Genomic DNA, 21,052 nt, shown 5'->3' on the forward strand with positions numbered 1-21,052 from the left:
TTCAAAATTTCTAGCATAAAAATACAAAAAAAACCGCCGGGGCGGTCTTTTACGAAAATATTTATATGTAAAATTAATTACTGCCCTTGCTTGGCATCATTAATCATTTTTTCATTTGCAGTGATCGCAAACTCAACTCTTCTGTTTTTAGCTCTTCCTTCATCAGTATCATTGCTTGCAACCGGCATATTTTTACCTTCACCTTTTGTGAACATTCTGCTTGATGCAACTCCTTTTCCTGCTAAATAAGATTTTACAGCATCCGCTCTTCTTTGAGAAAGTGCTATGTTGTAAGCGTCTTTACCTACGCTGTCTGTATGTCCGTAGATATTGATATTAGTATCAGGGTTATTCGCTAATACCTCAGCTAACTTATCCAGGTTAGTCTGTGCAACAGAAGTAAGGTTTGAAGAGTCGAATGCAAAATTAACGATGCTTTCGTTCATTGTTACTTTAATACCATCTCCTACTCTTTCTACCTGAGCTCCCGGTAAAGTTTCTTTAATATCTTTAGCCTGCTTGTCCATTTTGTTACCGATAACATTACCAGCTACACCACCGATAATACCACCTAATACAGCACCAATAGCTCCATTTCCTCCTTTTCCTACATTGTTACCCAAGATACCTCCAAGTACTGCTCCTGAAGCAACACCTACTGCTGTACCTCTTTGTTGGTGATTTGAATTCTGAACCGCCTCACAGCTTGTCAATAATAATGCTGATGACAAGAAAAGGGCTCCTACGTATGTTTTATTAAAATTCATTTTTTTGATCTTTTATGTTGATAAATTATTTCATTCCTGCTCTCTGGAAGTTGTAAACTACTTTTACATTGCCTCCTTCAAAAGGAACATCTTGCTGAAGAGAAAACTGATCTGTAGTCTGGCTGATTAACGTCATTGTATAACCGGCTGTATTTTGTTTTGCTTTAGTACCTTGAGCAATTTTTTTAAACATAAACGTGTTACCGTCTTTTACTTCAAACTTGATAGGTTGTGTAATTGCCGGGCAATCTCCACCTCCGTTCAAAGTATACGCTCCTGTCCAGTTGTTAGGAATCAGTCTCCAGTGGCTTCCTACGAAACACTGTGCATCTGCACCTTCGTCAAAAGGTTTAATTTTATAACCTTTATCATAATCTATGCTCACAATCTGCCAGTCTCCTTTCATTTTCAGGAAGTCTGCTCTTTGATTTTGAGATGTAGCTGCTTTGTTAACAGAGGAACACGACACTGCAAAAAGTGATGTTCCCAACATCCCTGCAAGTAGTAACTTTTTCATTTTGTTGTTTATTATTTTGTTATTATAAAGTTACAAAAAACCGTGCCAAAATTTAAAATAAAAAATAAAAAGTCCGAAAAAAATCCGGACTTTCTATGGTTTCTCCTTAAACACAGGGAGATAAATTATTTTTTAACAGCCTTTTTTACGGATTTCGAAGGCTTAGCAGTACTTGACGGCTTTCCTTTGTAGAAATTGGTATAGGCATATTCCGCAGCTTTTTTCAGGTCGATAACACCACCTGCCTGCGATTGATCTGTGAATCCGTTTGCAGTACTTGGATTGCTGCTTTTCACAAGCGCTTCAATAATCTGGTAAGGTTTCAGATCCGGCATATATGCTAATAAAACAGCAGCTCCTCCAGCTACTACAGGGGAAGCCATAGAAGTTCCCTGAAGGTATTTGTATTCGTTTTTAGGAACGGTAGAATAAATTTCTTCTCCAGGAGCGAAAACATTCACCATTTTTTTATTGTAATTAGAAAAGTCGGCTCTCAAAGCATTATTCTTATTGGTACTTGCTCCTACCACGAGAACATTGCTTACAAATGGTTTTTCATCAGTAACATTTTTAAAGTTGGTAGGATATGCCAGATGTTCTGCTACATCTTCATTTTCATTACCTGCAGCTTTTACCAAAAGCACCCCTTTATCTTCGGCATATTTAAAAGCATCCCAAACTACATTTTTACCTGGGGAAACAGGTTTTCCGAAGCTCATATTTAAAACTTTCGCTCCGTTATCTACTGCATATCTGATGGCATTGGCAACATCCTTATCTCTTTCATCACCATTTGGAACTGTTCTTACAGACATGATTTTAGCAACTTTTGAAGCTACCCCGTGCTGAATCTCTTTTCCCTGGGGAAGTCCTGCAATGATTCCTGCTACGTGAGTTCCATGTTCTGCATCCGGTCCTTCGTAATGATTGTTACCATAGCTTTTTTCAGAATAATCATCATAGTTATCACCTACAATCTCTTTTCTAGGATCATAGGAAAGATCATATTGTTTTGCTGCCGGAGCAAAATGGTCTATTGCCTCCTTCATCTCTTCCTTCATCTTTTTTTCAAATTCAGTGGAAGATTTTCCTTTGAATTCAGGACTTTGAGAGATTTGTCCCAAGAAATCCAGTGCGATTGCATCTTTTTGATCTGTAGGGGCTTTAATTGCTGAAAGTGTTTCAGCTGTTACAGGCTTACCTCCTAATAATTTAACCATATTAGGAATCAGCTCATTCAGCATAGAATAGGTCCTAAAATTCTGTTGAGCCTCGATACTTTTTGTATTGAACATATCTTTGGCCTTCATATACATTTCAAACTCTTCTTTCATTTGAGCCTGATTTGCTTTATTCTTAGTAGAATCACTTCCTTCAAAAACAGGTTTGTATTTGGCAACGACTCTTGTCACTTCCATATTGTCGATATCAATATCACCGTTTTTACCTCCAATGAAGTTCCAACCGTGTACATCATCAATATATCCGTTTCCGTCATCATCTTTACCATTTCCGGGAATTTCATTAGGGTTTGACCACAGGTTATTTACCAATCCGGGGTGGTCTACCTGTACTCCACTATCCAAAACTCCTACCACAACGGTTTTAGGCTTCAGTCCTTTAGATTCTAAGTATTTATAAGCATTTGCCGTATTTACCCCATATACTTTTGAAGTTATAAAATCCTTATGATACCATGTCATCAGATCTTTGTCTTCGTTTGGATCAATACTTTTAGCTTTAGATTCCTGTGCAAAAGAAAAACTAAAACCTGCTAAAAAAACTGCAGCTAATAATACCTTTTTCATATGTTGAAATTTATTTTTTAAAAAGATATACCAATCGCCTGCTGTATGCTGAAAATTCCATTAATAGCGATGGTATGCTAATATGCTTGTTTTATATTTTTTATATACATAAGCGATTCCGGACCTTTATTGCATAGAAGATCAAGAACCGACAAATCCTCCAAAAATCCGAATTTATCAGAAAACGTCTGGTAATATTCTTCCATCTGAAACTCTGAAGGAAGCTTTGCCGAAAACTTTTCTCTGAAATTAATACTCTCAGGATTTTTGATATATTCTTCATTCAAAGAGTGTGCCTTTTCTGTTTTAAGTATCTGTTGGATGACTTCTATCCCTTTAAGGTTAAAATCAAGAAGATACTTTTCCTGAAGCTCAAATATTTTTCTGAACTTATCTTCATAGTATTCAAAATAAGGAGAACTCTGATATGCTGTTTTGATTGATTTCCAATGAAGGGCTCTCCAATCTTCACGGTAAGAAATTTCAACATCTTTAAATTCTCTTTTTCCGTTATGATGGATAGGGATTATTAAAGACAGTTTTCCGTTAGCTCCATAGATGTTCGCTCTGTTTCTATAAGTCTGCTTGGGAAAGCTCTCAAATTGTTCCAATGTAATTTCATTCTCAGGATTTAATAATACTGAAAACCATGAAATTGGGGGCAAATAAAATGCCGGCAATAATACATTCTTCATATTCATAATGCAAAAATGAAGTATTTTTTCAAATACTTCATTCTATTTTAAGTTTAATTTTTCTATTAGTCGTCTTCAGTTTTTTTCTTTCTGAACAATTTCACGAAATATTCCCATCCGAAGAACAGGATCAGGATCATCGCTGCAATCCACCAGTAAGAGGTTTTATTGGCTTCTCCTGTATTGGTTGCTTTGAACATTCTTTCCCAACGGATTTTGAAAGGTGCCTGATAAGTAGAGCTGCTGTCTGCAAAAGCACCCTGAAGGCTCATCCACGTAAACATTGGCTTTCCTACGATATTTTCTTCCGGAACAAAACCAAAGAATCTTGCATCTAGTGAAGCATCTCTGTTGTCTCCCACCATCATATAATAATCCTGCTGAATGGTATACTGAGTAGCTTCTTTTCCGTTGATAAAGATTTTCCCGTTCTTTTTCTCTAAACTGTTGTGCTCATATTCAGAAATGATCCACTGATAGGTTGGAAGTGTTTCCTGGTTGATAGCTACCACATCTCCTTTTTTAGGAATTCTAAGCGGACCGTACCAATCCTGATTCCAAGGTTTGTTGATCGGGAAAATAGATTGTGTAGTATCAATCTTTGTTTTGGCTTCATCTCTGTAATATACTGCAGCTTCACCTTTTGCTGAAACTTCTTCCTTCATATCAAGAACATGAGGAAGTTCTTTAATTTCTTTAGCCGTCTTATCCGTTAACCCCTGAAAGCCATAAATAAATCCTCCGTTATCCTGTTGAAACTCCTGAACCGGTAAAAATCCATAAGCTTTATATAAGGTTGGGATATCTAATTGAGCATCGGTTGTTACAATATATCTGTGCTGTACTTCCTGATCTCCTAAAACAACTTCCGGCTTTCCGTTAACGAAAAGTCTTCCAGCTCTCATTTCAAAAGTATCACCTGCTGTAGCAACACAACGTTTTACGTAAGGATCTTTTCTGTCGATCGCTGTATGTACAGAATCCTGAGGATAGTTGAAAACCACCACGTCATTTTTCTGAGGCTTGTTGAATTGTAAAATTCTTGTGTAAGGAAGCTTTATTCCGTCTACGTAAGACTTCGGATCATCCTTCGGGTTACCTTTCTGTCCTGTATCCATAATGGTCCCCTGAAGAAAAGGTATTGCTACCGGACGCATCGGAAGTCTGTAACCATAGCTCCATTTGTTTACAAAAAGGAAGTCACCCACCAATAATGTTCTTTCCATAGATCCTGTAGGAATCCCGAAAGGCTGTGTTACAAAAACGTGGATAATGGTTGCAAAAACTACCGCGAAGGTAATAGAACCTACGAATGTATCTTTCTTTTTATCATTCTTTTCTTCGTCTGTAAGAAACAGGTCGTTTGCATTTTCATCTTCTAACTCTACATCTTTAGAATAGTTGATCACAGCCATGTAAATAAACGGCAGGATCACGGTAAGAATCTGATCTTTGAAAAGGGTTTTCCCGAACTTTTTCACCAGATAAAGGTGGAAAACAGACATCATGATTGGCCCTACAATCGGAAGATAAGACAGGATCGCCCACCATTTCGGATGTTTTGTTTCTTTCAGAATGATGAAATAGTTGTAGAAAGGGATAAAAGCAAATAAAGGGCTATAGCCCATTTTCTTGAACAGTTTCCAAGATGAAACGCCCATCAATACGGATAGTATGAGGACATATACTGTATAAGTTAAAAAATAATTCATAAATTTTTTGTGCCTATTCTTATGATAAAAATGATGAGTAATAAATGATAAAAGCAGTCCGCTGTTTACAATTCACTATTCATCATTTTCTGTTTATTTGTCTGCAATTTACAGAATTTGTTACAAATTAAAGTCCCAAAACGTCTTTCATTGCGAAGTTTCCTTTTTTATCTTTGATCCATTCGGCAGCTACTACTGCTCCCAGTGCAAAACCGTTTCTGTTGAAAGCAGTGTGCTTGATCTCGATTTCGTCTACTTCACTTCTGTAATACACGCTGTGAGTTCCCGGAACTTCATCTTCACGTACTGCAAAAATCCCTAATTGTTTACCTTCTGTTTCTTCCAGCTTCCAGGCATCAAATTTAGGATTGTTTTGGATGATTCCTTCTGCAATAGAAATAGCAGTTCCACTTGGAGCATCTTTTTTATGGATATGGTGAATCTCTTCCAACTGGCAAGAGTATTCATCTACATTTTTCATCAGATCTGCAAGCTTTTCGTTTAAAGCAAAAAATAAATTGACTCCTAAACTAAAGTTGGAACCATATAGGAATGCAGAGTCGTTTTCTACAGCCAGTTTTTCTATTTCTTCTTTTTGATCCAGCCAGCCTGTAGTTCCACAGATCACCGGAATTTTATTTTCAAGACAAGCTTTGATGTTTTCAAATGCTACTTCCGGCAATGAGAATTCAATCACAACATCCGGATTATTAAGATTCTCAGCAGTTGGGGTTTCCTTAAGACGGGCAACTACTTCATGACCTCGTTTCTGTGCGATCTCATCAATGATCTTACCCATTTTACCATAACCAACTAATGCTATTTTCATATAATCTTTTTTATTTTTAAATACTGCTTTCAACCGAAGTCTTTAGCAGATATGTTGTCTTCTAAAATCTATAACTTAAACTGAACCCTGTTTTGGGAGCACTGTACCCATACTGATCCTGAATAACCGATGGTTTAAAAACCAAATCCGGGTCATGACGGCTTTCGTAAAGGTGAGCATCTACTACGGCATCTACAATATTCAGAATATAAATAAGTCCTGTAATTGCAATAGCATAATCTCTTTGTCTCTTCGCTCTGTCCTGGGCGTTCCCCAATGCTCTTTTATCTAAAAACGGGTGGCTGTCCACAAACTCATTGGGTGTTCCATTAAGTTTCGCGATGTAGTATTCACGATATTTTTTATACTGGTTATCATTCCATACAGCAATCCCCACTCCGGCTCCTACTGCTCCCCAAACAATGGGAATTTTCCAGTATTTTTTGTTATAAAACTGTCCCAATCCCGGTAAAACAGCAGAATATAATCCTGCTCTGGTGGGATTCAATTTTATAGTTTTTACTGTGGGACCATTGGCTTTTTCCAGATCTTCAATGATCTTTGCTTCTGTTTTACCTGGTTTTACCACACGGGATTCCTCTTTCGGAGGAGTCTGCATCCGAACGGTATCAATAGGTTTTACTTGTGAATAGGCCAATGCAGCGATACACAAGAAAAATGTGAAAAATATTTTCTTCATTATTTAATATGGGATAAAATATATTCCAGCTCTTCTTCATTTTTGAAGTCCAGGACAATTTTACCTTTTTTACCATTTCCAGAAGATTTGATTTCCACTTTTACTTCCAAGATATCAGCGATTGTCTTCTGGGCTTTTTTATAGTTATTGGAAAGCTCCACTTTTGCTTTTTTTGCAGCAGGAGATTTTGGATTTTTCAATGCAGCAGCAGCCTGCTCTGCCTGACGAACGTTTAATTTTTCTTTGATAATAAGCTCGAACAAAACCTGCTGATCTTCTTCACTTTCAAGACTGATGATTGCTCTGCCGTGTCCTGCAGAAATTTCACCGCTTCTGATAGCATTCTGAATATCCGGGTTTAGTCTTAACAGCCTGATAGAATTGGTAATGGTACTTCTGTCCTTTCCTATTCTCTGGCTCAGATTTTCCTGTGTAAGTCCTATTTCCTCTAAAAGCCTATGATAAGTCAATGCAATTTCGATGGCATCAAGATCTTCTCTCTGGATATTTTCAACAAGAGCCATCTCAAGAAGTTCCTGATCATTTACTAAACGGATATAGGCAGGAATAGTCGTTAACCCTGCAATTTTAGTTGCTCTGTAACGTCTTTCCCCGGAAATGATTTCAAACTTTTCACCATCTTTTCTCAGGGTAATCGGCTGGATTACACCTAGGTTTTCAATTGACTGTGCAAGCTCGTTTAATGCTTTTTCATCAAAATAAGTTCTCGGCTGCGTCGGGTTCGGATAGATATCTTCAAGCGAAACTTCTACAATATTTCCCACAAACTTATCTGCTCCTTCATCAGTAGCTGAATTGACAGTTGCTTTAGATTCTGCACTTAAAATAGCGCCCAAACCGCGTCCCATAGCTCTTTTTTTGTCCTTCATAGATATAATTGATAAATGATGTTTAACAAGTGATGACCAGCATACACTTATTGGCCATTTATTATTAATTTAATTCTTTATTAAGTTTTCGTTCCTCAAAAGAACTTCTTCAGCTAACTGAATATACTGAACAGCTCCTTTACTTTCTGCATCATAATTCAGGATACTTTCTCCAAAACTTGGTGCTTCACTCAATCTTACGTTTCTGCTGATAATGGTTTCAAAAACCATTTCCGGGAAGTGCAGATTTACTTCTTCCACTACCTGATTGGATAATCTCAATCGGCTGTCATACATCGTAAGAAGAAGACCTTCTATCCCAAGATCTTTATTATGGATCTTCTGAACGTTTTTAACGGTATTCAAAAGTTTCCCCAGTCCTTCTAATGCAAAATACTCACACTGGATCGGAATAATTACAGAATCTGCCGCAGTAAGAGCATTTACTGTAATAAGACCTAAACTCGGTGCACAGTCGATGATGATATAGTCATAATCGTCTCTTACACTGGCCAGTGCTTTTCTCAGCATATACTCACGATCCTCCTTGTCTACCAATTCAATTTCCGCAGCTACCAGGTCGATATGCGACGGAATAATATCCAGGTTCGGAGTCGCAGTTCTTTTGATGCAAACTCTTGTTTCTGCACTATGCTCCAAAAGATTATAAGTAGAATACTGAACATCTTCAACACCCAGACCGGATGTAGCATTCGCCTGAGGATCAGCATCAATGATTAATATTCTTTTTTCCAATACTCCTAATGCTGCCGCCAAGTTGACAGCGGTGGTAGTTTTACCAACGCCTCCTTTTTGATTAGCAATACCTATGATTTTTGCCATTATTAGAACTTTAAGTTTCAAAAATACACTTTTTTCTTTGCTCTCAATGAGTGGGGAAAATCAAAATTGAGTTAAAATATTGTTAATAAGCAATTTAGCAATAAAAAAAATTATCCACAAAAAAAAATCTTTGTGGATAACTATTTGAAATGTGTTTTTCCGTATTAATTATCAAACTTCATTGAGATAGGAAATTTAAAATAACTTCTTACGAATTCTCCTTTTTTGTTTTTGGCTGGAATCCATTTTCCTTTGCTTGAGATATTTTTGATTGTTCTCATAGCTTCACTGTTAAAGTCGGCGTTGGTTCCATTAGCTTTTACCCCTGAGATGGTTCCGTCCATTTCTACAATAAAGGTAACTGTCGTTTTTACTACATCTTCTGATTCAAATCCTGAACCATCGAAGTTGTTCATTACTTTATTTCTGAAGGAGTCTATTCCTCCTGTGAAATTAGCTTCTACACCAAGTTCTCCAGATTCTGCAATTTTATTTTTATCCACCGGATCAGAAATTACCGGTGGCAGAGTATTAATTACAGGACCTGTTCCTACTGATACTGGAACATTTGGCGTGTTAGGTGCCACCGGATCTCCTTTAAAATTGTTGACAAAACCTGCTACAGCATCATCCGGTATAGGATCTTTTTTTACATCATCTTTAGCATCACTTGATGGTGTAGGCACTGTACTGTCAAACGTTTTCGTGTTTGGAGGTGCAACAGTTTTTACAATCTGGGCAGGAGGATCTTTTTCAGGTGGTTCAACAATTTTAATTATTCTTCTTTCACCATTATCCTTAATTCTATCTATCATTACATCTGATTTCATTGCAGAAATCACAAACGGAGTAATAGATACTGCGGCCATTAAACTTGCTCCGATAAAAAGCGCTTTGGTTAATATTCGATCTGATTCGTTTCTTAATGCATAGGCACCATATTCTTTATTGCGGTGCTCAAAGAGAACTTCGTTAAAACGAAATTCCTGGTTTTGATTATGTTGTTTCATCACTACTACTTTTTAAACTGTTAAAAATTTTGATTATTAGTTTGGTTAGCTCTTATCGATAAGCAATGTTGTAATATCAAAACATCTGCCAAAATTTTAGCAAAACAACATAATATTAGAAAATTTTATGATAATGTTTGAATTTTAACATTTTTAAATAGAAAGTTGCACAGAAAAACAGCTCTATTTCTCATAAAAGTAAATAAAAACAACAAGCCACAAATACCATAGCCTTAGCGTAGTAGAAAAGATTATATAAGCAGTAAAAGAAGAGTTAGCGGTATTAATAATCCCAAAGCATTAATAATAATGAGAATAACAGAACTGATCTTTGTTTTTGAATAACTTTTAGCAGCAAAATAGATTGCTCCTATGCTAAAAATCAAACTGCAGACAATAAACAGAATCAGTAAGAAATCTGAACTTATACTGAATGGTAAGCCTAAGTAAACAATAATCAAAACAGCATATGTAATGGTAAGATATAAACTGATCACAATATTATCCAGAAAACGCTGGGGTATTTTATTTTCTTCCATTAGATTAAAATTAATATTAAATATAAGAGGATTTCAATAAATGAAGATCTTAAAATCAAATATTCTCTTTTAAGCTGCACCCATGTCAAGGTTTAGAACCTTGACATGGGGTGACTAATTCAGGTAAAAAACGAAATTCATTAATTTTTAAACAAAAAAAAGAGACCATCCAATGATAGTCTCTCTGTTATTTTATAGTCTAAGAAATTAGAATAATTCTTTTCTGATGATATTCTGACTTCTTTCAGGACCTACAGAAACTAAGTATACATTGATTCCTAAGTATTTCTCAATAAACTCGATGTATTTCTGAGCAGTGTCAGGAAGTTCATCATAGCTTCTTGCTTTTGTAATATCTTCGCTCCAACCTGGTAAATCCTGATAGATTGGCTCGTAATTGTATAGCTTTTCTGTTGAAGAAGTGAAATAATCAATAATTTTCCCGTCTTCAGTTTTGTAATGTGTTACTACTTTCAGGTTTTCAATTCCTGTAAGAACGTCAAGCTTAGTGATCACAAGGTTATTGATTCCGTTGATCATACAAGCGTGCTTTAAAGAAACAAGGTCTAACCAACCTGTTCTTCTCGGTCTACCTGTAGTAGCTCCGAATTCACCACCGATCTGTCTGATTTTCTCACCTAGTTCGTTATCTAATTCAGAAGGGAAAGGTCCGTTTCCAACTCTTGTACAGTATGCTTTTGCCACACCGATTAAGTTCTGAAGCGAAGTTGGCGGAACACCAGCTCCTGTACAAACTCCTCCTGTAGACGGAGAAGATGAAGTTACATATGGATAAGTACCGAAGTCGATATCCAACATCAACGCCTGTGCTCCTTCGAATAATACGTTTTTACCGTCTCTGATCGCTTCGTTCAGCTCTAATTCAGTATCAACGATTCTGTCCTGAAGCTGTTTTCCGATTGCTAAATATTCGTTGTAGATTTCTTCAACGTCTAATGTTGGTTTTCCGTAATATTTTTCAAAAAGAGAATTCTTAACTTTTAAGTTTTTCTCAATTTTATCTCTTAAAATTTCTGGATTTAAAAGATCTACCATTCTGATCCCGATTCTTGCAATTTTATCTTCATAACAAGGTCCGATTCCTTTTTTGGTAGTTCCAATCTGAGTTCCTCCGTGTTCCTCTTCACGGTAAGTATCCAAAAGGATGTGGTAAGGCATGATCACATGCGCTCTTCTGCTGATAAAGATGTGATCTGTTCTCAAGCCTTTGCTCTCGATCTGACCAACTTCTCTAATAAAAGACTTAGGGTTTACCACTACTCCGTTCGCAATGATACATTTCCCTTTGCATTGAAGAACTCCTGAAGGAAGAAGGTGCAAAACGAATTTCTCTTCACCCACATAAACCGTGTGACCAGCGTTGTCTCCACCCTGGAAACGTACTACATAGTCCGATTTTGCTGATAAAACATCCGTGATTTTTCCTTTGCCTTCATCTCCGTACTGAAGACCTACAACTACATAAGTTGACATATTTTACTTTTGTTTTTAGATTCGTGCAAAATTACTTTTAAAAAAAATGACGACCAAATTCTAGAGGATATTTATTTTGGGTTGGGTGAAAATCATGAGGTTGAAGGTATTAAAATTATTTAGTCTAAAATAATAAAGTCATGTCGTATAATTTTTTGAAATAAAATTTTGTTTACTTTTGTTTTGTGGAAAAACATGGTCAAATAGAAATAAAAGTTTCTGGAAAAATTGGAAACGTAGATATAAATCCTGATAACTTTGATATCAAGGAAATAGTTTCTATATTAAACAATGTTGATGACTTGTTATATTCTGGAGATAAAAAAAATAGACCTTTAATTTCTTATGATATTAAAGAAGGCTCTGTTAGAAATATTTTTAAAACCGGAATACAATATATAGTTAGTTTTAATGCCATATTAGGTTTAATTTCCCAAACTAATACAATTGATTATTTGGATTTAGCAACAGCTAAAGCTATTGAAAGCCTTCAAGATTTAGCAAAGAAAAAGGATTTTGCTCTTGATATAACAACATCACTTGAAGGTTCTAATAATATTCGAATTGATAAATTTTCTGATTTTAAAAGAACAGAAGCAATTTGGGCTGAAGCAGAATTTTATTTTTATGGAAAAATAACTAATGCAGGGGGTAAAGATAAAGCTAATATTCATTTATTGACTGATGAATATGGAACAGTTAGAATTCAAACTCCAATTTCATTCTTAGAACAACAAGAAGAAAATATTCTATATAAATCTTTAGGTATAAGAGCTAAAGGTAACCAACATTCCGAAAACGGAGAAATTGATTTTACAAATTTAGAATTCATTGAGTTAATCGATTACAATCCCATTTTTGACGAAAATTATTTGAAAAAACTAAGAGATAAGGCAAAACAATCTTGGCTTTCAAATATTAATCCTGATGAATGGTTAAGACAAATAAGAGGAAGCTATGAAAGTTAATGGAGTTTTACTAGACACAAGTTTCTTTATTAGATTTTTAAATGATGCTGATCCATTATTTAGAAATGCTTTAGAATATTATAAATACTTTTTAAGCAATGATATCAAAATGTATATTTCAACAATTTCAATCGCTGAATATTGTGTTGGAGGTTCAATATCAGAATTACCTTTAAGAAATTTAGCTATTCTTCCATTTAATTTGAATCACGCTACTAAAACAGGTGAAATTGCTAAAATAGTTTTTACAAAAAAAGGAAAATTAAAACTAGCTGAAAGAAATATAATTCCAAATGACTCAAAATTATTTTCTCAAGCAGATGTAGAGAAAAATATCATTTATTATTTGTCTTCAGACACTGAGAGTATTAAAATTTATAACCTTCTCCAAGAAGAAGGACTAAAGCCTAGTTTTAATTTTATAGATTTAAATATTCCTCCTAATGAATATTTTGGTTATTTAGATTTATAAATACTTTTAAGTTTTGATTAAAACAAAGCTAAAGTATAATAATCACCAATTAACCACTCTACTCACCCTCATTTCCAACAAACATAGACACACCATCCAAAGCCGAAACCACCAACAAAGTCCCATGATAATCTTTAGTGGAATTTTTGAAATTATTAACTTTATGATATCGAGATAAATAATACAAAATAAAATTTATCATGCCATTATCCCAAAAACCAGCCTACCTCCCATCAAAAATAAACAGCAGCTCACAACTTTTCTACACTCTATTCTCTCCACAAACAGCAAAAGCCACCCTTCTCATTGTTCACGGCATGCAGGAACACAGTGGAAGGTATGCGGAAATTGCAGAATATTTTGCCAGTCATGGCATTGCTGTACTGACCTATGATCATTTGGGACACGGAAAATCTGTCAAAGAGAAAAAAGACATTGGTTTCTTTCAGCTTGAAAAACCGGATGAAAGACTTGTTGCAGATGCAGAAATGATGGCAGATTATCTCGCAGAGCAATATCCGGATGTTCCGCATTTTATTTGGGGGCATTCTATGGGATCTTTTATTACACGATGTCTTCTTCAAAAGGCAAGCAGTAAGTTTGCAGGAGCTATTATTACAGGAACCGGCGGGCCTTTACCAGGAATAGATGTATTAAGAGTTTATTTATCATTAACCAATGCCATCGCCCCTCGTCATCGTACTTTTTTGAATTCTGTTTTTACGAGTGCCAATAACAAGCATTTTAAAAACGATAAAGATTTCAGTGACACCAGCTGGCTCAGTGTAAATCCTAACAATAGAAAAGCTTTTGAACAGGACGAACTTTGTGGGATTCCGTTCACTCATAATGCTTTTTATACTTTATTTACTATTTATAAAAAGGCTACAGCGAGAAACTGGGCTGCCACTATTTCTCAGTCATTTCCTTTTCTGTTTGTAAGCGGACAGAATGATCCGATAGGTGATTTTGGAAAAGGCGTAATGCATACAGTCAACAATTTAAAAACAGATGGTTTTCAGAATGTGGAAGTAAAGATCTATCCGGAAATGCGTCATGAGATTTTAAATGAATCTATAAGAGAAGAAGTCCTGAATGAGATCTATAACTGGATTTTAAAATCGTAAAGACTCTCGCAGGTCATTCAATTTCCGCAGCTTTAATAAACTTAAAAAGTCATGAGAATACATATTTTCGGAGCTTCAGGTTCCGGGGTTACCACTTTAGGAAAAGCATTATCTGAGGAACTCAATGTTGAATACTTTGACAGTGATGATTTTTTCTGGCTTCCAACACCAATCCCTTTTACAGAAAGACAAAACCCTGAAACAAGAAATTCAATTGTTTCGGACCAACTTCATACTGCTGAAAACTGGATTTTTGGAGGCTCAATCATTCATTGGGGTGAAAATGTATTTCCTGCATTTGATCTGATTATTTTCCTCTATCTTCCTCCTGAAGTACGACTGGAAAGACTGAGAAAAAGAGAGTATGAAAGATATGGCGAAGAAATCATAATCAATCCGGAAAGAGCAGAAAAATTCCAGGAGTTTATGGATTGGGCTAAAGATTATGATCACAATACAGGTGTTGCCAACAGAACACTAAAAGCCCATCTGGAATGGCTGTCCGGGATGAATACTCCTTTGATTGAGCTTTCAGGTGATTATGACCTGCCTCAAAAGATGGATATTATTCTGAATAAAATAAAACAGGGAAATTTACAGGCTGGATAGAGATTGCTTCGCTTTGCCCGCAATAAAAAAGGTTATGTTACTTAAAATTTATATAAAGAAAACCTGGAAATTAATTTCCAGGTTTTCTTATGATAAGGTTTGGCTAAAGCCAATGGAATTGTTTTAATATTGAAGGCGGGCTAAAGCCCTATTGAATATCTCCCATGTTATACAAATAATCACTTAGCCAAGCATCAATTCCCGATCAATCCCAATCTCTTCCAGAAAAACTTCATCATGCGAGATAACTAACAGCGTTCCATGATAATCTTTAATGGAATGGGTGAGAATTTCCACATTCTGAAGATCCAGGTTATTCGTGGGTTCATCAAGAATGATCATATCCGGAGCTTTATTGCTGATGGAAAGTCCGCATAGAAGCAAGCGCAAACGCTCCCCTCCACTCAGCATCCCACATTTTTTGTCCCAGGTATCTTTACCGAATAAAAATCTGGACAGTAATGTTTTCACCTCAAATTCCTGCAGTGCATGATCATTAAAGGTCTGGACAAAATCATAAAGAGTAGAGTCATTATCAATCAGCGAATATTCCTGATCAATATAGATGCTGTTAAACTCCGCTCTGTCTATTATTCCTTCGGAAGGTTCAGTATTTCCCAACAGAAGTTTTATCAGACTTGTTTTTCCTGAGCCATTCGAACCTTTGATAGAAATTCTTTCCCCGCTTCGGATCTCAAGGTTGACATTTTCTTTCCATAAATTTCCATTTCCATAATTGAAATTAATATCTTCAGCCGTAATTAAAATCTTCCCTGAATGCAGATTGGAATCATTAAAATTCACTTTCATCTGTTCAGAATTCTTTAAGGAGGAACGCAGGTCTCTCAAACCATCTGAAATCCCGCTGATTTTCTCTGCGTGCACACTTTTCAGCTTTGAACTATTTTTTTCAGCATTATTCCGAAGCGTGTTCATCATAATTCGTGCAACACCGGATTTTTCCTGCTTTTGCTTTCCTTTTGCATCCAGTTTCTGTTTCCGTTCCAGTGTTTCCCTTTCTTTTTCTTTCGCCTTTTTCAAGGCCCGTTCTTTTGCATGGATATCATTATGTAAAGCTTCTTCCTCTACTTCTTTTTGCTCTGCAAAGAAATCATAGTTTCCTCCATACGTGGCAATTCCCTGATTGCTTAATTCAAAGATGGTATCAACAAGATTAAGCAAAGTCCGGTCGTGGCTTACAATAACTACTGTTGCATCTGTTTTATCAATAAGATCATACAGGATCTTCCTTCCATCAAGATCCAAATGGTTGGTAGGTTCATCCAATATGATGATATCAGGTTGACTGATCTGAATTCCGGCAAGAAAGACCTTGGTTTTCTGACCGCCGCTCAGGTCTTCCAGTTTTTGAGACAGTTCAAAATTGTCAAGTCCCCAATGTTCCAATGCCTGCTGACAACGCTCTTCAATATCCCAATCGTCATTGAGAATTTCAAAATAAATTTCATCCACCTCTCCATTGGTAATTTTTTGGAGCGCATTCAGTTTCTGATCTATTTTAAGACATTCAGCAATAGTAAGATGATTAAAGTTCCCAAACATCTGAGGAATATAAAAAACAGAACCTGAAATAGTAATATTTCCGCTTAAAGGCTGTATTTCACCCGCGATCATTTTCAGCAGAGTTGATTTTCCCATGCCGTTACTTCCCACCAATGCAAATTTGGTGTGAGAAGGTACCGTTAAATGGGTATAATTAAATAGAAGATCTCCTCCCGGAAACCCAAAGGATATATTTTGTAGTAAAATCATGATTTCTTTCTTAAAAAATGGTTGAACACCAGTAACATCTTCGTTACTGTTTTTATTGAATCTGAAAGAAATGATATCCTACATGTCCGTATTTTGGGTTTTGAGGGAACAAAGATACTCATTTTCCACAATATTCATTTTTTCATAAAATTACCAGGATATTTATCATCTCTTTTTTCTTCCACACTTAAACACCGGTTATTTATTCTCTTCCAAAGAATTCATTTTTCTAAGGCTATAGCTTCCTATGTTGTTCAATGACTTATACTTATTCTGATTTAAACAGGCTTCATCATAATCCCTCACTTTGTCATCCCGAAACCATCAAACTGTCAAACTAATAAAAACAGGAAAGTATTTTAATCAAAAATCCGTAACTTTGCCTCCTACTAAAAATTTTATGGAAAGCATTAAAGTTCACGACAAAACTTTCGTTCCTTATTTAAAGGATGCCGAAATTCAGGAAATTGTAAAAGAGACAGCGTTAAGAATTTATGAAGATTACAAAGATGAAGTGCCTGTTTTCATTGGCGTTTTAAATGGGGTGGTGATGTTCTTCTCAGATCTTTTAAAATATTACCCGGGGGAATGTGAAATTGCCTTCATTCAAATGAGTTCTTATGTAGGAACTGAATCTACAGGGATTGTTTATCAGAAAATGGAACTTACCAAAGATGTAAGAGACCGCCACATTATTATCGTAGAAGATATTGTAGATACAGGAAACACTGTTGAGAGTCTTTTCAAATATTTTAAGGAAACACAACGTCCTAAATCTGTAAAGCTGGCTAGTTTCTTACTGAAACCTGAGATTTACAAGAAAGATTTCAAGCTGGATTATATCGGAATGGAAATTCCAAACAAATTTGTACTTGGATATGGACTTGATTATGATGAATTGGGAAGAAACCTACCTAATTTATATCAATTGGAAGACGGACAAATCAACCATTAATTATTGTCATTAGCTACTGGCTATTGGCTGTTAGCTTTAAAACTTAATCGAAATAAAAGTAAAATATTAACTTAAAAAAGCTAAAAGCCAACAGTGTATTACTAATGGCTGGAAGCGTATCAACATTATGATAAACATTGTTCTGTTCGGCCCTCCAGGAAGTGGAAAAGGAACACAAGCTCAGAATCTAATCGAGAAATTCAATTTAAAACAGGTTTCAACAGGTGATCTTTTCAGATACAATATGAAAAATGACACTGAACTTGGAAAGCTGGCTAAGTCATACATCGATAAGGGAGAATTGGTTCCGGATCAGGTAACAACAGATATGCTGATCGATGAGATCAAAAAACCTACTGATACCAATGGTTTTATTTTTGACGGATATCCAAGAACAACTGCACAGACAGAAGCTTTGGAAACCATCGTTAAGGAAGTACTGAATGACAATATTGACATCTGTCTTTCATTGGTAGTAGAGGATAAAATTTTGGTTGAAAGACTTCTGAAAAGAGGTGAAACCAGTGGAAGATCAGACGACAGCAATGTAGAGATCATCGAAAACAGAATTAAAGAATATTATACTAAAACAGCAGAAGTTGCCGAGCTTTATAAGCAGCAGGGTAAATATGTAGAGGTAAACGGTGTTGGAGAAATTGATGAAATTTCCCAAAAACTTTTCGCTGAAGTAGAGAAAATTAAATAATCGGGATACGGGTGCGGGATAGAAAATTTCGTCCCGTAGCCTGCAACTCGCAACACAAACTATATGTCTAACTTTGTAGATTACGTAAAGATCCATTGTAAAAGCGGACACGGAGGTGCTGGTTCTGCCCACCTTCGCCGTGAAAAGTATATCCCTAAAGGTGGTCCTGACGGTGGCGACGGAGGTCGTGGCGGACACGTCATCATGAGAGGAAATGCTAATGAATGGACTTTGCTTCCACTTCGATACACCCGTCACATAAAAGCAGAACGAGGTGAAAACGGAGCGAAAAACCAGCTTACAGGAGCTGACGGTTCTGATATTTATATTGATGTTCCCATTGGGACTATCGCTAAAAATGAAGAAGGTGAAATTATCGGAGAAATCCTTGATGACAAGCAGGAAATAATTTTGATGCTGGGTGGAAAAGGAGGAAGAGGAAATGAATTTTTCAAATCTTCTACTAATCAGACTCCAAGATTTGCTCAGCCCGGAATGGATGGCGAAGAAGGCTATGTTGTCTTCGAGCTTAAAATTTTGGCCGATGTAGGACTTGTTGGATTTCCAAACGCTGGAAAATCTACACTTTTAGCATCTGTTTCTGCAGCAAAACCAAAAATTGCCAATTACGCCTTCACTACTCTGACTCCTAACCTTGGTATTGTAGATTACAGAAATTACAAATCTTTTGTAATGGCTGATATTCCGGGAATTATTGAAGGAGCAGCAGAAGGAAAAGGCTTAGGACACAGATTCCTGAGACATATTGAAAGAAACTCTATCTTGTTATTTTTAATTCCTTCTGATTCTGAAGATCACTACCAGGAATTTAAAATTCTGGAGAATGAATTAAAAGAATACAATCCTGAACTTTTAGATAAAGACTTTATTATTTCTGTATCAAAATCTGACCTTTTGGATGATGAACTGAAAAAAGAAATTGCAGCAGAGTTTCCTGAAAACAAGCAGCCTTTGTTCTTCTCAGGAGTTACCGGAGAAGGCCTTATGGAACTTAAAGACGCCATCTGGAAACAATTGCACGGATAGAAAAAACATTGATTCACCAGTTTTATTTTAGAATGGAACTGCAACATACAAAACAGCCTTAGAAAAATCTGAGGCTGTTTTTTAATAAAATTAATTCTATTTCTTTTAGACAATATTTTAAACCATTAAGAAGGATTTAAGAAATAAAGTATAGTTAAGTAAATCATTCTGATTTTTAAGCGTAAAGCGAAGCTTATCTTAACATCTTAATACAATCTTAATGGTTAAAATAAAAGGTTAAGCAGGTTTTCCATATATATTTAACATAAAAACAAAGGAAGATTTTGTCTTTTGGAACAATTATTGGGAGAATCTCCGAAATTGAAAAAACTATGAAATATTTACTGGGCCTTTGCGCATTTGTATTTTTATTTTCGTGTACTTCTCAGAAAGTAAATTCCAAATATTCTGCTATTGAATATGAGGCAACTCCCTGTTTTGGATTCTGTCCTGTTTTTAAAATGACTATCAGTCCGGACAGAACAGCAGTTTTTGAAGCAGAACATTTTAATTTTAATGATAAACCTTCAAAAGATGAATTTTCCAAGCCTCGCGAAGGAACTTTTAAAGGAACAATCAAGGAAGAGGATTACAATAAACTAATCAGTTTGCTGGATGGGCTCAATGCAAAAAGCTTAAACGACAAATATGGTGAGCGAAACATTACCGATCTTCCAACCTCGTATTTAAGAATCAAATTCGCTGACGGTACTTCAAAAAATATTGAAGACTATGGAAAACACGGAAGTGAAAAGCTTTCAGAAGTCTATCAGTTTTTTGAAAACTTAAGAAAAAACCAGGAATGGACTAAAGTGAAATAGTTTCACTAAAAAAATATTTAAATTATCTTTGTACAGTAATTCCTTCAATTGAAGGAATTATTTTTTTGTAAAATTAGTAACCATTTAAAATAAACATGAAGAAAAACTTTTTTTTCCTTGCAGTATTTGCTTTCTCAGCACTATTTAATGCACAAGAAAATACAAAAGACCAGACATCTATGAGCTTTGGTGTAAAAGGAGGATATTCCTTATCCAATATGAAATTTTTTGGAACTGGGCTGGATTCAAAATCCTATTTCTATGCAGGTATCGTAGCAGAACAACCTTTATCTTCTAAATTTGGTTTGCAGGCTGAATTGCTGTATACTCAATTGGGTGGTAAAGATGCTTATCCCTGGTATCAGTTGGTTGGCAGTGAAGTGGTAAGCATGGGTAATATGAACTTTGATTACAAATTCAATCAGATACAGGTTCCTATTTCAGTAAAATACTATATTATTCCAGAACTTTCTGCATCTGCAGGAATCAACTTAGGGTTTAACATATCATCCAAGGTAAAAATGGATAATCTCTTTGATGAGGCAGAAACCCACAATTATGAATCTTTAAAAACCTTGAATTTATTTCCTTTCCTGGGTGCAGAATATAAGATTAATGAGAAGTTTTTTGTTGATGCCAGATATAATTTCAATTTTATAGAAATGAATAAAAGCAATGCAGTTCCTATTAAAATTGGATTTCTGCAGGCTGGTGTAGGATATAGATTTAAATAAACTTCAGACATTTAATAGAAAAAATGGCGGCTCATA

Annotated in this window: 22 protein-coding genes; 9 read left to right on the top strand and 13 right to left on the bottom strand. The window is 35.6% G+C overall.

What is annotated here, in order from left to right:
* Window positions 1-77: 77 nt before the first annotated feature.
* The 12 genes from ACPF63_RS15615 to ACPF63_RS15670 all read right to left on the bottom strand — a co-directional run bounded on the left by ACPF63_RS15615 (window position 78) and on the right by ACPF63_RS15670 (window position 11,804).
* On the bottom strand, window positions 78-767 hold the full coding sequence (locus ACPF63_RS15615) for an OmpA family protein (protein WP_426480537.1): 690 nt from the start codon (window positions 765-767) through the stop codon (window positions 78-80).
* A 25-nt stretch (window positions 768-792) separates the two neighbouring features.
* Entirely contained in the window at window positions 793-1,284 is a 492-nt protein-coding gene (locus tag ACPF63_RS15620; RefSeq protein ID WP_426480538.1) for a hypothetical protein, read from the bottom strand.
* A gap of 125 nt (window positions 1,285-1,409) precedes the next feature.
* Entirely contained in the window at window positions 1,410-3,092 is a 1,683-nt protein-coding gene (locus ACPF63_RS15625) for a S8 family serine peptidase (protein ID WP_426480539.1), read from the bottom strand.
* A gap of 77 nt (window positions 3,093-3,169) precedes the next feature.
* Window positions 3,170-3,793, bottom strand: coding sequence for a WbqC family protein (locus ACPF63_RS15630; protein WP_410493597.1), 624 nt, complete (start codon window positions 3,791-3,793; stop codon window positions 3,170-3,172).
* A gap of 59 nt (window positions 3,794-3,852) precedes the next feature.
* A complete protein-coding gene (gene lepB, locus ACPF63_RS15635) occupies window positions 3,853-5,499 on the bottom strand; it encodes a signal peptidase I (RefSeq protein ID WP_426480540.1) in 1,647 nt (548 codons plus the stop codon).
* Window positions 5,500-5,626: 127 nt separating this feature from the next.
* Window positions 5,627-6,328, bottom strand: a complete 702-nt coding sequence (gene dapB / locus ACPF63_RS15640) for a 4-hydroxy-tetrahydrodipicolinate reductase (protein ID WP_180565311.1) — start codon at window positions 6,326-6,328, stop codon at window positions 5,627-5,629.
* 61 nt (window positions 6,329-6,389) lie between these two features.
* Complete coding sequence (locus tag ACPF63_RS15645; protein WP_213278357.1) at window positions 6,390-7,028, bottom strand: DUF5683 domain-containing protein; 639 nt, start codon at window positions 7,026-7,028, stop codon at window positions 6,390-6,392.
* Window positions 7,028-7,918, bottom strand: a complete 891-nt coding sequence (locus ACPF63_RS15650; protein ID WP_047380955.1) for a ParB/RepB/Spo0J family partition protein — start codon at window positions 7,916-7,918, stop codon at window positions 7,028-7,030. The genes ACPF63_RS15645 and ACPF63_RS15650 overlap by 1 nt, the downstream gene beginning before the upstream one ends.
* 69 nt (window positions 7,919-7,987) lie before the next feature.
* Window positions 7,988-8,761, bottom strand: coding sequence for a ParA family protein (locus tag ACPF63_RS15655; protein WP_047374161.1), 774 nt, complete (start codon window positions 8,759-8,761; stop codon window positions 7,988-7,990).
* A gap of 164 nt (window positions 8,762-8,925) precedes the next feature.
* Window positions 8,926-9,771 carry an energy transducer TonB gene (locus ACPF63_RS15660; protein WP_426480541.1) on the bottom strand — a complete coding sequence of 282 codons (846 nt, stop codon included), beginning with the start codon at window positions 9,769-9,771 and terminating at the stop codon, window positions 8,926-8,928.
* 251 nt (window positions 9,772-10,022) lie between these two features.
* On the bottom strand, window positions 10,023-10,310 hold the full coding sequence (locus ACPF63_RS15665; protein ID WP_426480542.1) for a hypothetical protein: 288 nt from the start codon (window positions 10,308-10,310) through the stop codon (window positions 10,023-10,025).
* A gap of 207 nt (window positions 10,311-10,517) precedes the next feature.
* On the bottom strand, window positions 10,518-11,804 hold the full coding sequence (locus tag ACPF63_RS15670; protein ID WP_077415708.1) for an adenylosuccinate synthase: 1,287 nt from the start codon (window positions 11,802-11,804) through the stop codon (window positions 10,518-10,520).
* A 185-nt stretch (window positions 11,805-11,989) separates the two neighbouring features.
* On the opposite strand from ACPF63_RS15670, the gene ACPF63_RS15675 reads away from it, so the two are divergent.
* From ACPF63_RS15675 to ACPF63_RS15690, 4 genes are all read left to right on the top strand, one after another.
* Window positions 11,990-12,772, top strand: a complete 783-nt coding sequence (locus ACPF63_RS15675) for a hypothetical protein (protein ID WP_426480543.1) — start codon at window positions 11,990-11,992, stop codon at window positions 12,770-12,772.
* On the top strand, window positions 12,762-13,244 hold the full coding sequence (locus ACPF63_RS15680; protein ID WP_426480544.1) for a type II toxin-antitoxin system VapC family toxin: 483 nt from the start codon (window positions 12,762-12,764) through the stop codon (window positions 13,242-13,244). Before ACPF63_RS15675 ends, ACPF63_RS15680 begins: the two co-directional genes overlap by 11 nt.
* 200 nt (window positions 13,245-13,444) lie before the next feature.
* Window positions 13,445-14,371 carry an alpha/beta fold hydrolase gene (locus tag ACPF63_RS15685; protein WP_426480545.1) on the top strand — a complete coding sequence of 309 codons (927 nt, stop codon included), beginning with the start codon at window positions 13,445-13,447 and terminating at the stop codon, window positions 14,369-14,371.
* 51 nt (window positions 14,372-14,422) lie between these two features.
* The gene (locus ACPF63_RS15690; protein ID WP_426480546.1) at window positions 14,423-14,980 is read left to right on the top strand and encodes an AAA family ATPase; all 558 of its coding nucleotides are present in this window, start codon (window positions 14,423-14,425) and stop codon (window positions 14,978-14,980) included.
* 183 nt (window positions 14,981-15,163) lie between these two features.
* Here ACPF63_RS15690 and ACPF63_RS15695 read toward each other — a convergent pair whose 3' ends face one another.
* Entirely contained in the window at window positions 15,164-16,753 is a 1,590-nt protein-coding gene (locus ACPF63_RS15695; protein WP_426480547.1) for an ABC-F family ATP-binding cassette domain-containing protein, read from the bottom strand.
* Window positions 16,754-17,153: 400 nt separating this feature from the next.
* Here ACPF63_RS15695 and hpt point away from each other — a divergent pair, with 400 nt between their 5' ends.
* From hpt to ACPF63_RS15720, 5 genes are all read left to right on the top strand, one after another.
* Window positions 17,154-17,708: a hypoxanthine phosphoribosyltransferase gene (hpt, locus tag ACPF63_RS15700; protein WP_077415717.1), complete on the top strand. Its 555-nt coding sequence runs from the start codon at window positions 17,154-17,156 to the stop codon at window positions 17,706-17,708.
* Window positions 17,709-17,835: 127 nt separating this feature from the next.
* Window positions 17,836-18,414 (top strand): adenylate kinase, encoded by a 579-nt coding sequence (locus ACPF63_RS15705; RefSeq protein WP_077415719.1) that lies wholly within the window; start codon window positions 17,836-17,838, stop codon window positions 18,412-18,414.
* 63 nt (window positions 18,415-18,477) lie between these two features.
* Window positions 18,478-19,461 (top strand): GTPase ObgE, encoded by a 984-nt coding sequence (obgE, locus tag ACPF63_RS15710; protein WP_077415721.1) that lies wholly within the window; start codon window positions 18,478-18,480, stop codon window positions 19,459-19,461.
* 332 nt (window positions 19,462-19,793) lie between these two features.
* Window positions 19,794-20,282, top strand: a complete 489-nt coding sequence (locus tag ACPF63_RS15715) for a DUF6438 domain-containing protein (protein WP_077415915.1) — start codon at window positions 19,794-19,796, stop codon at window positions 20,280-20,282.
* Window positions 20,283-20,377: 95 nt separating this feature from the next.
* Window positions 20,378-21,016 (top strand): porin family protein, encoded by a 639-nt coding sequence (locus tag ACPF63_RS15720; protein ID WP_426480548.1) that lies wholly within the window; start codon window positions 20,378-20,380, stop codon window positions 21,014-21,016.
* Window positions 21,017-21,052 lie beyond the last annotated feature (36 nt).

Origin of the sequence: Chryseobacterium sp. R2ACT005 (assembly GCF_049949215.1) — a bacterium.
Taxonomy (GTDB): Bacteria; Bacteroidota; Bacteroidia; order Flavobacteriales; family Weeksellaceae; genus Chryseobacterium.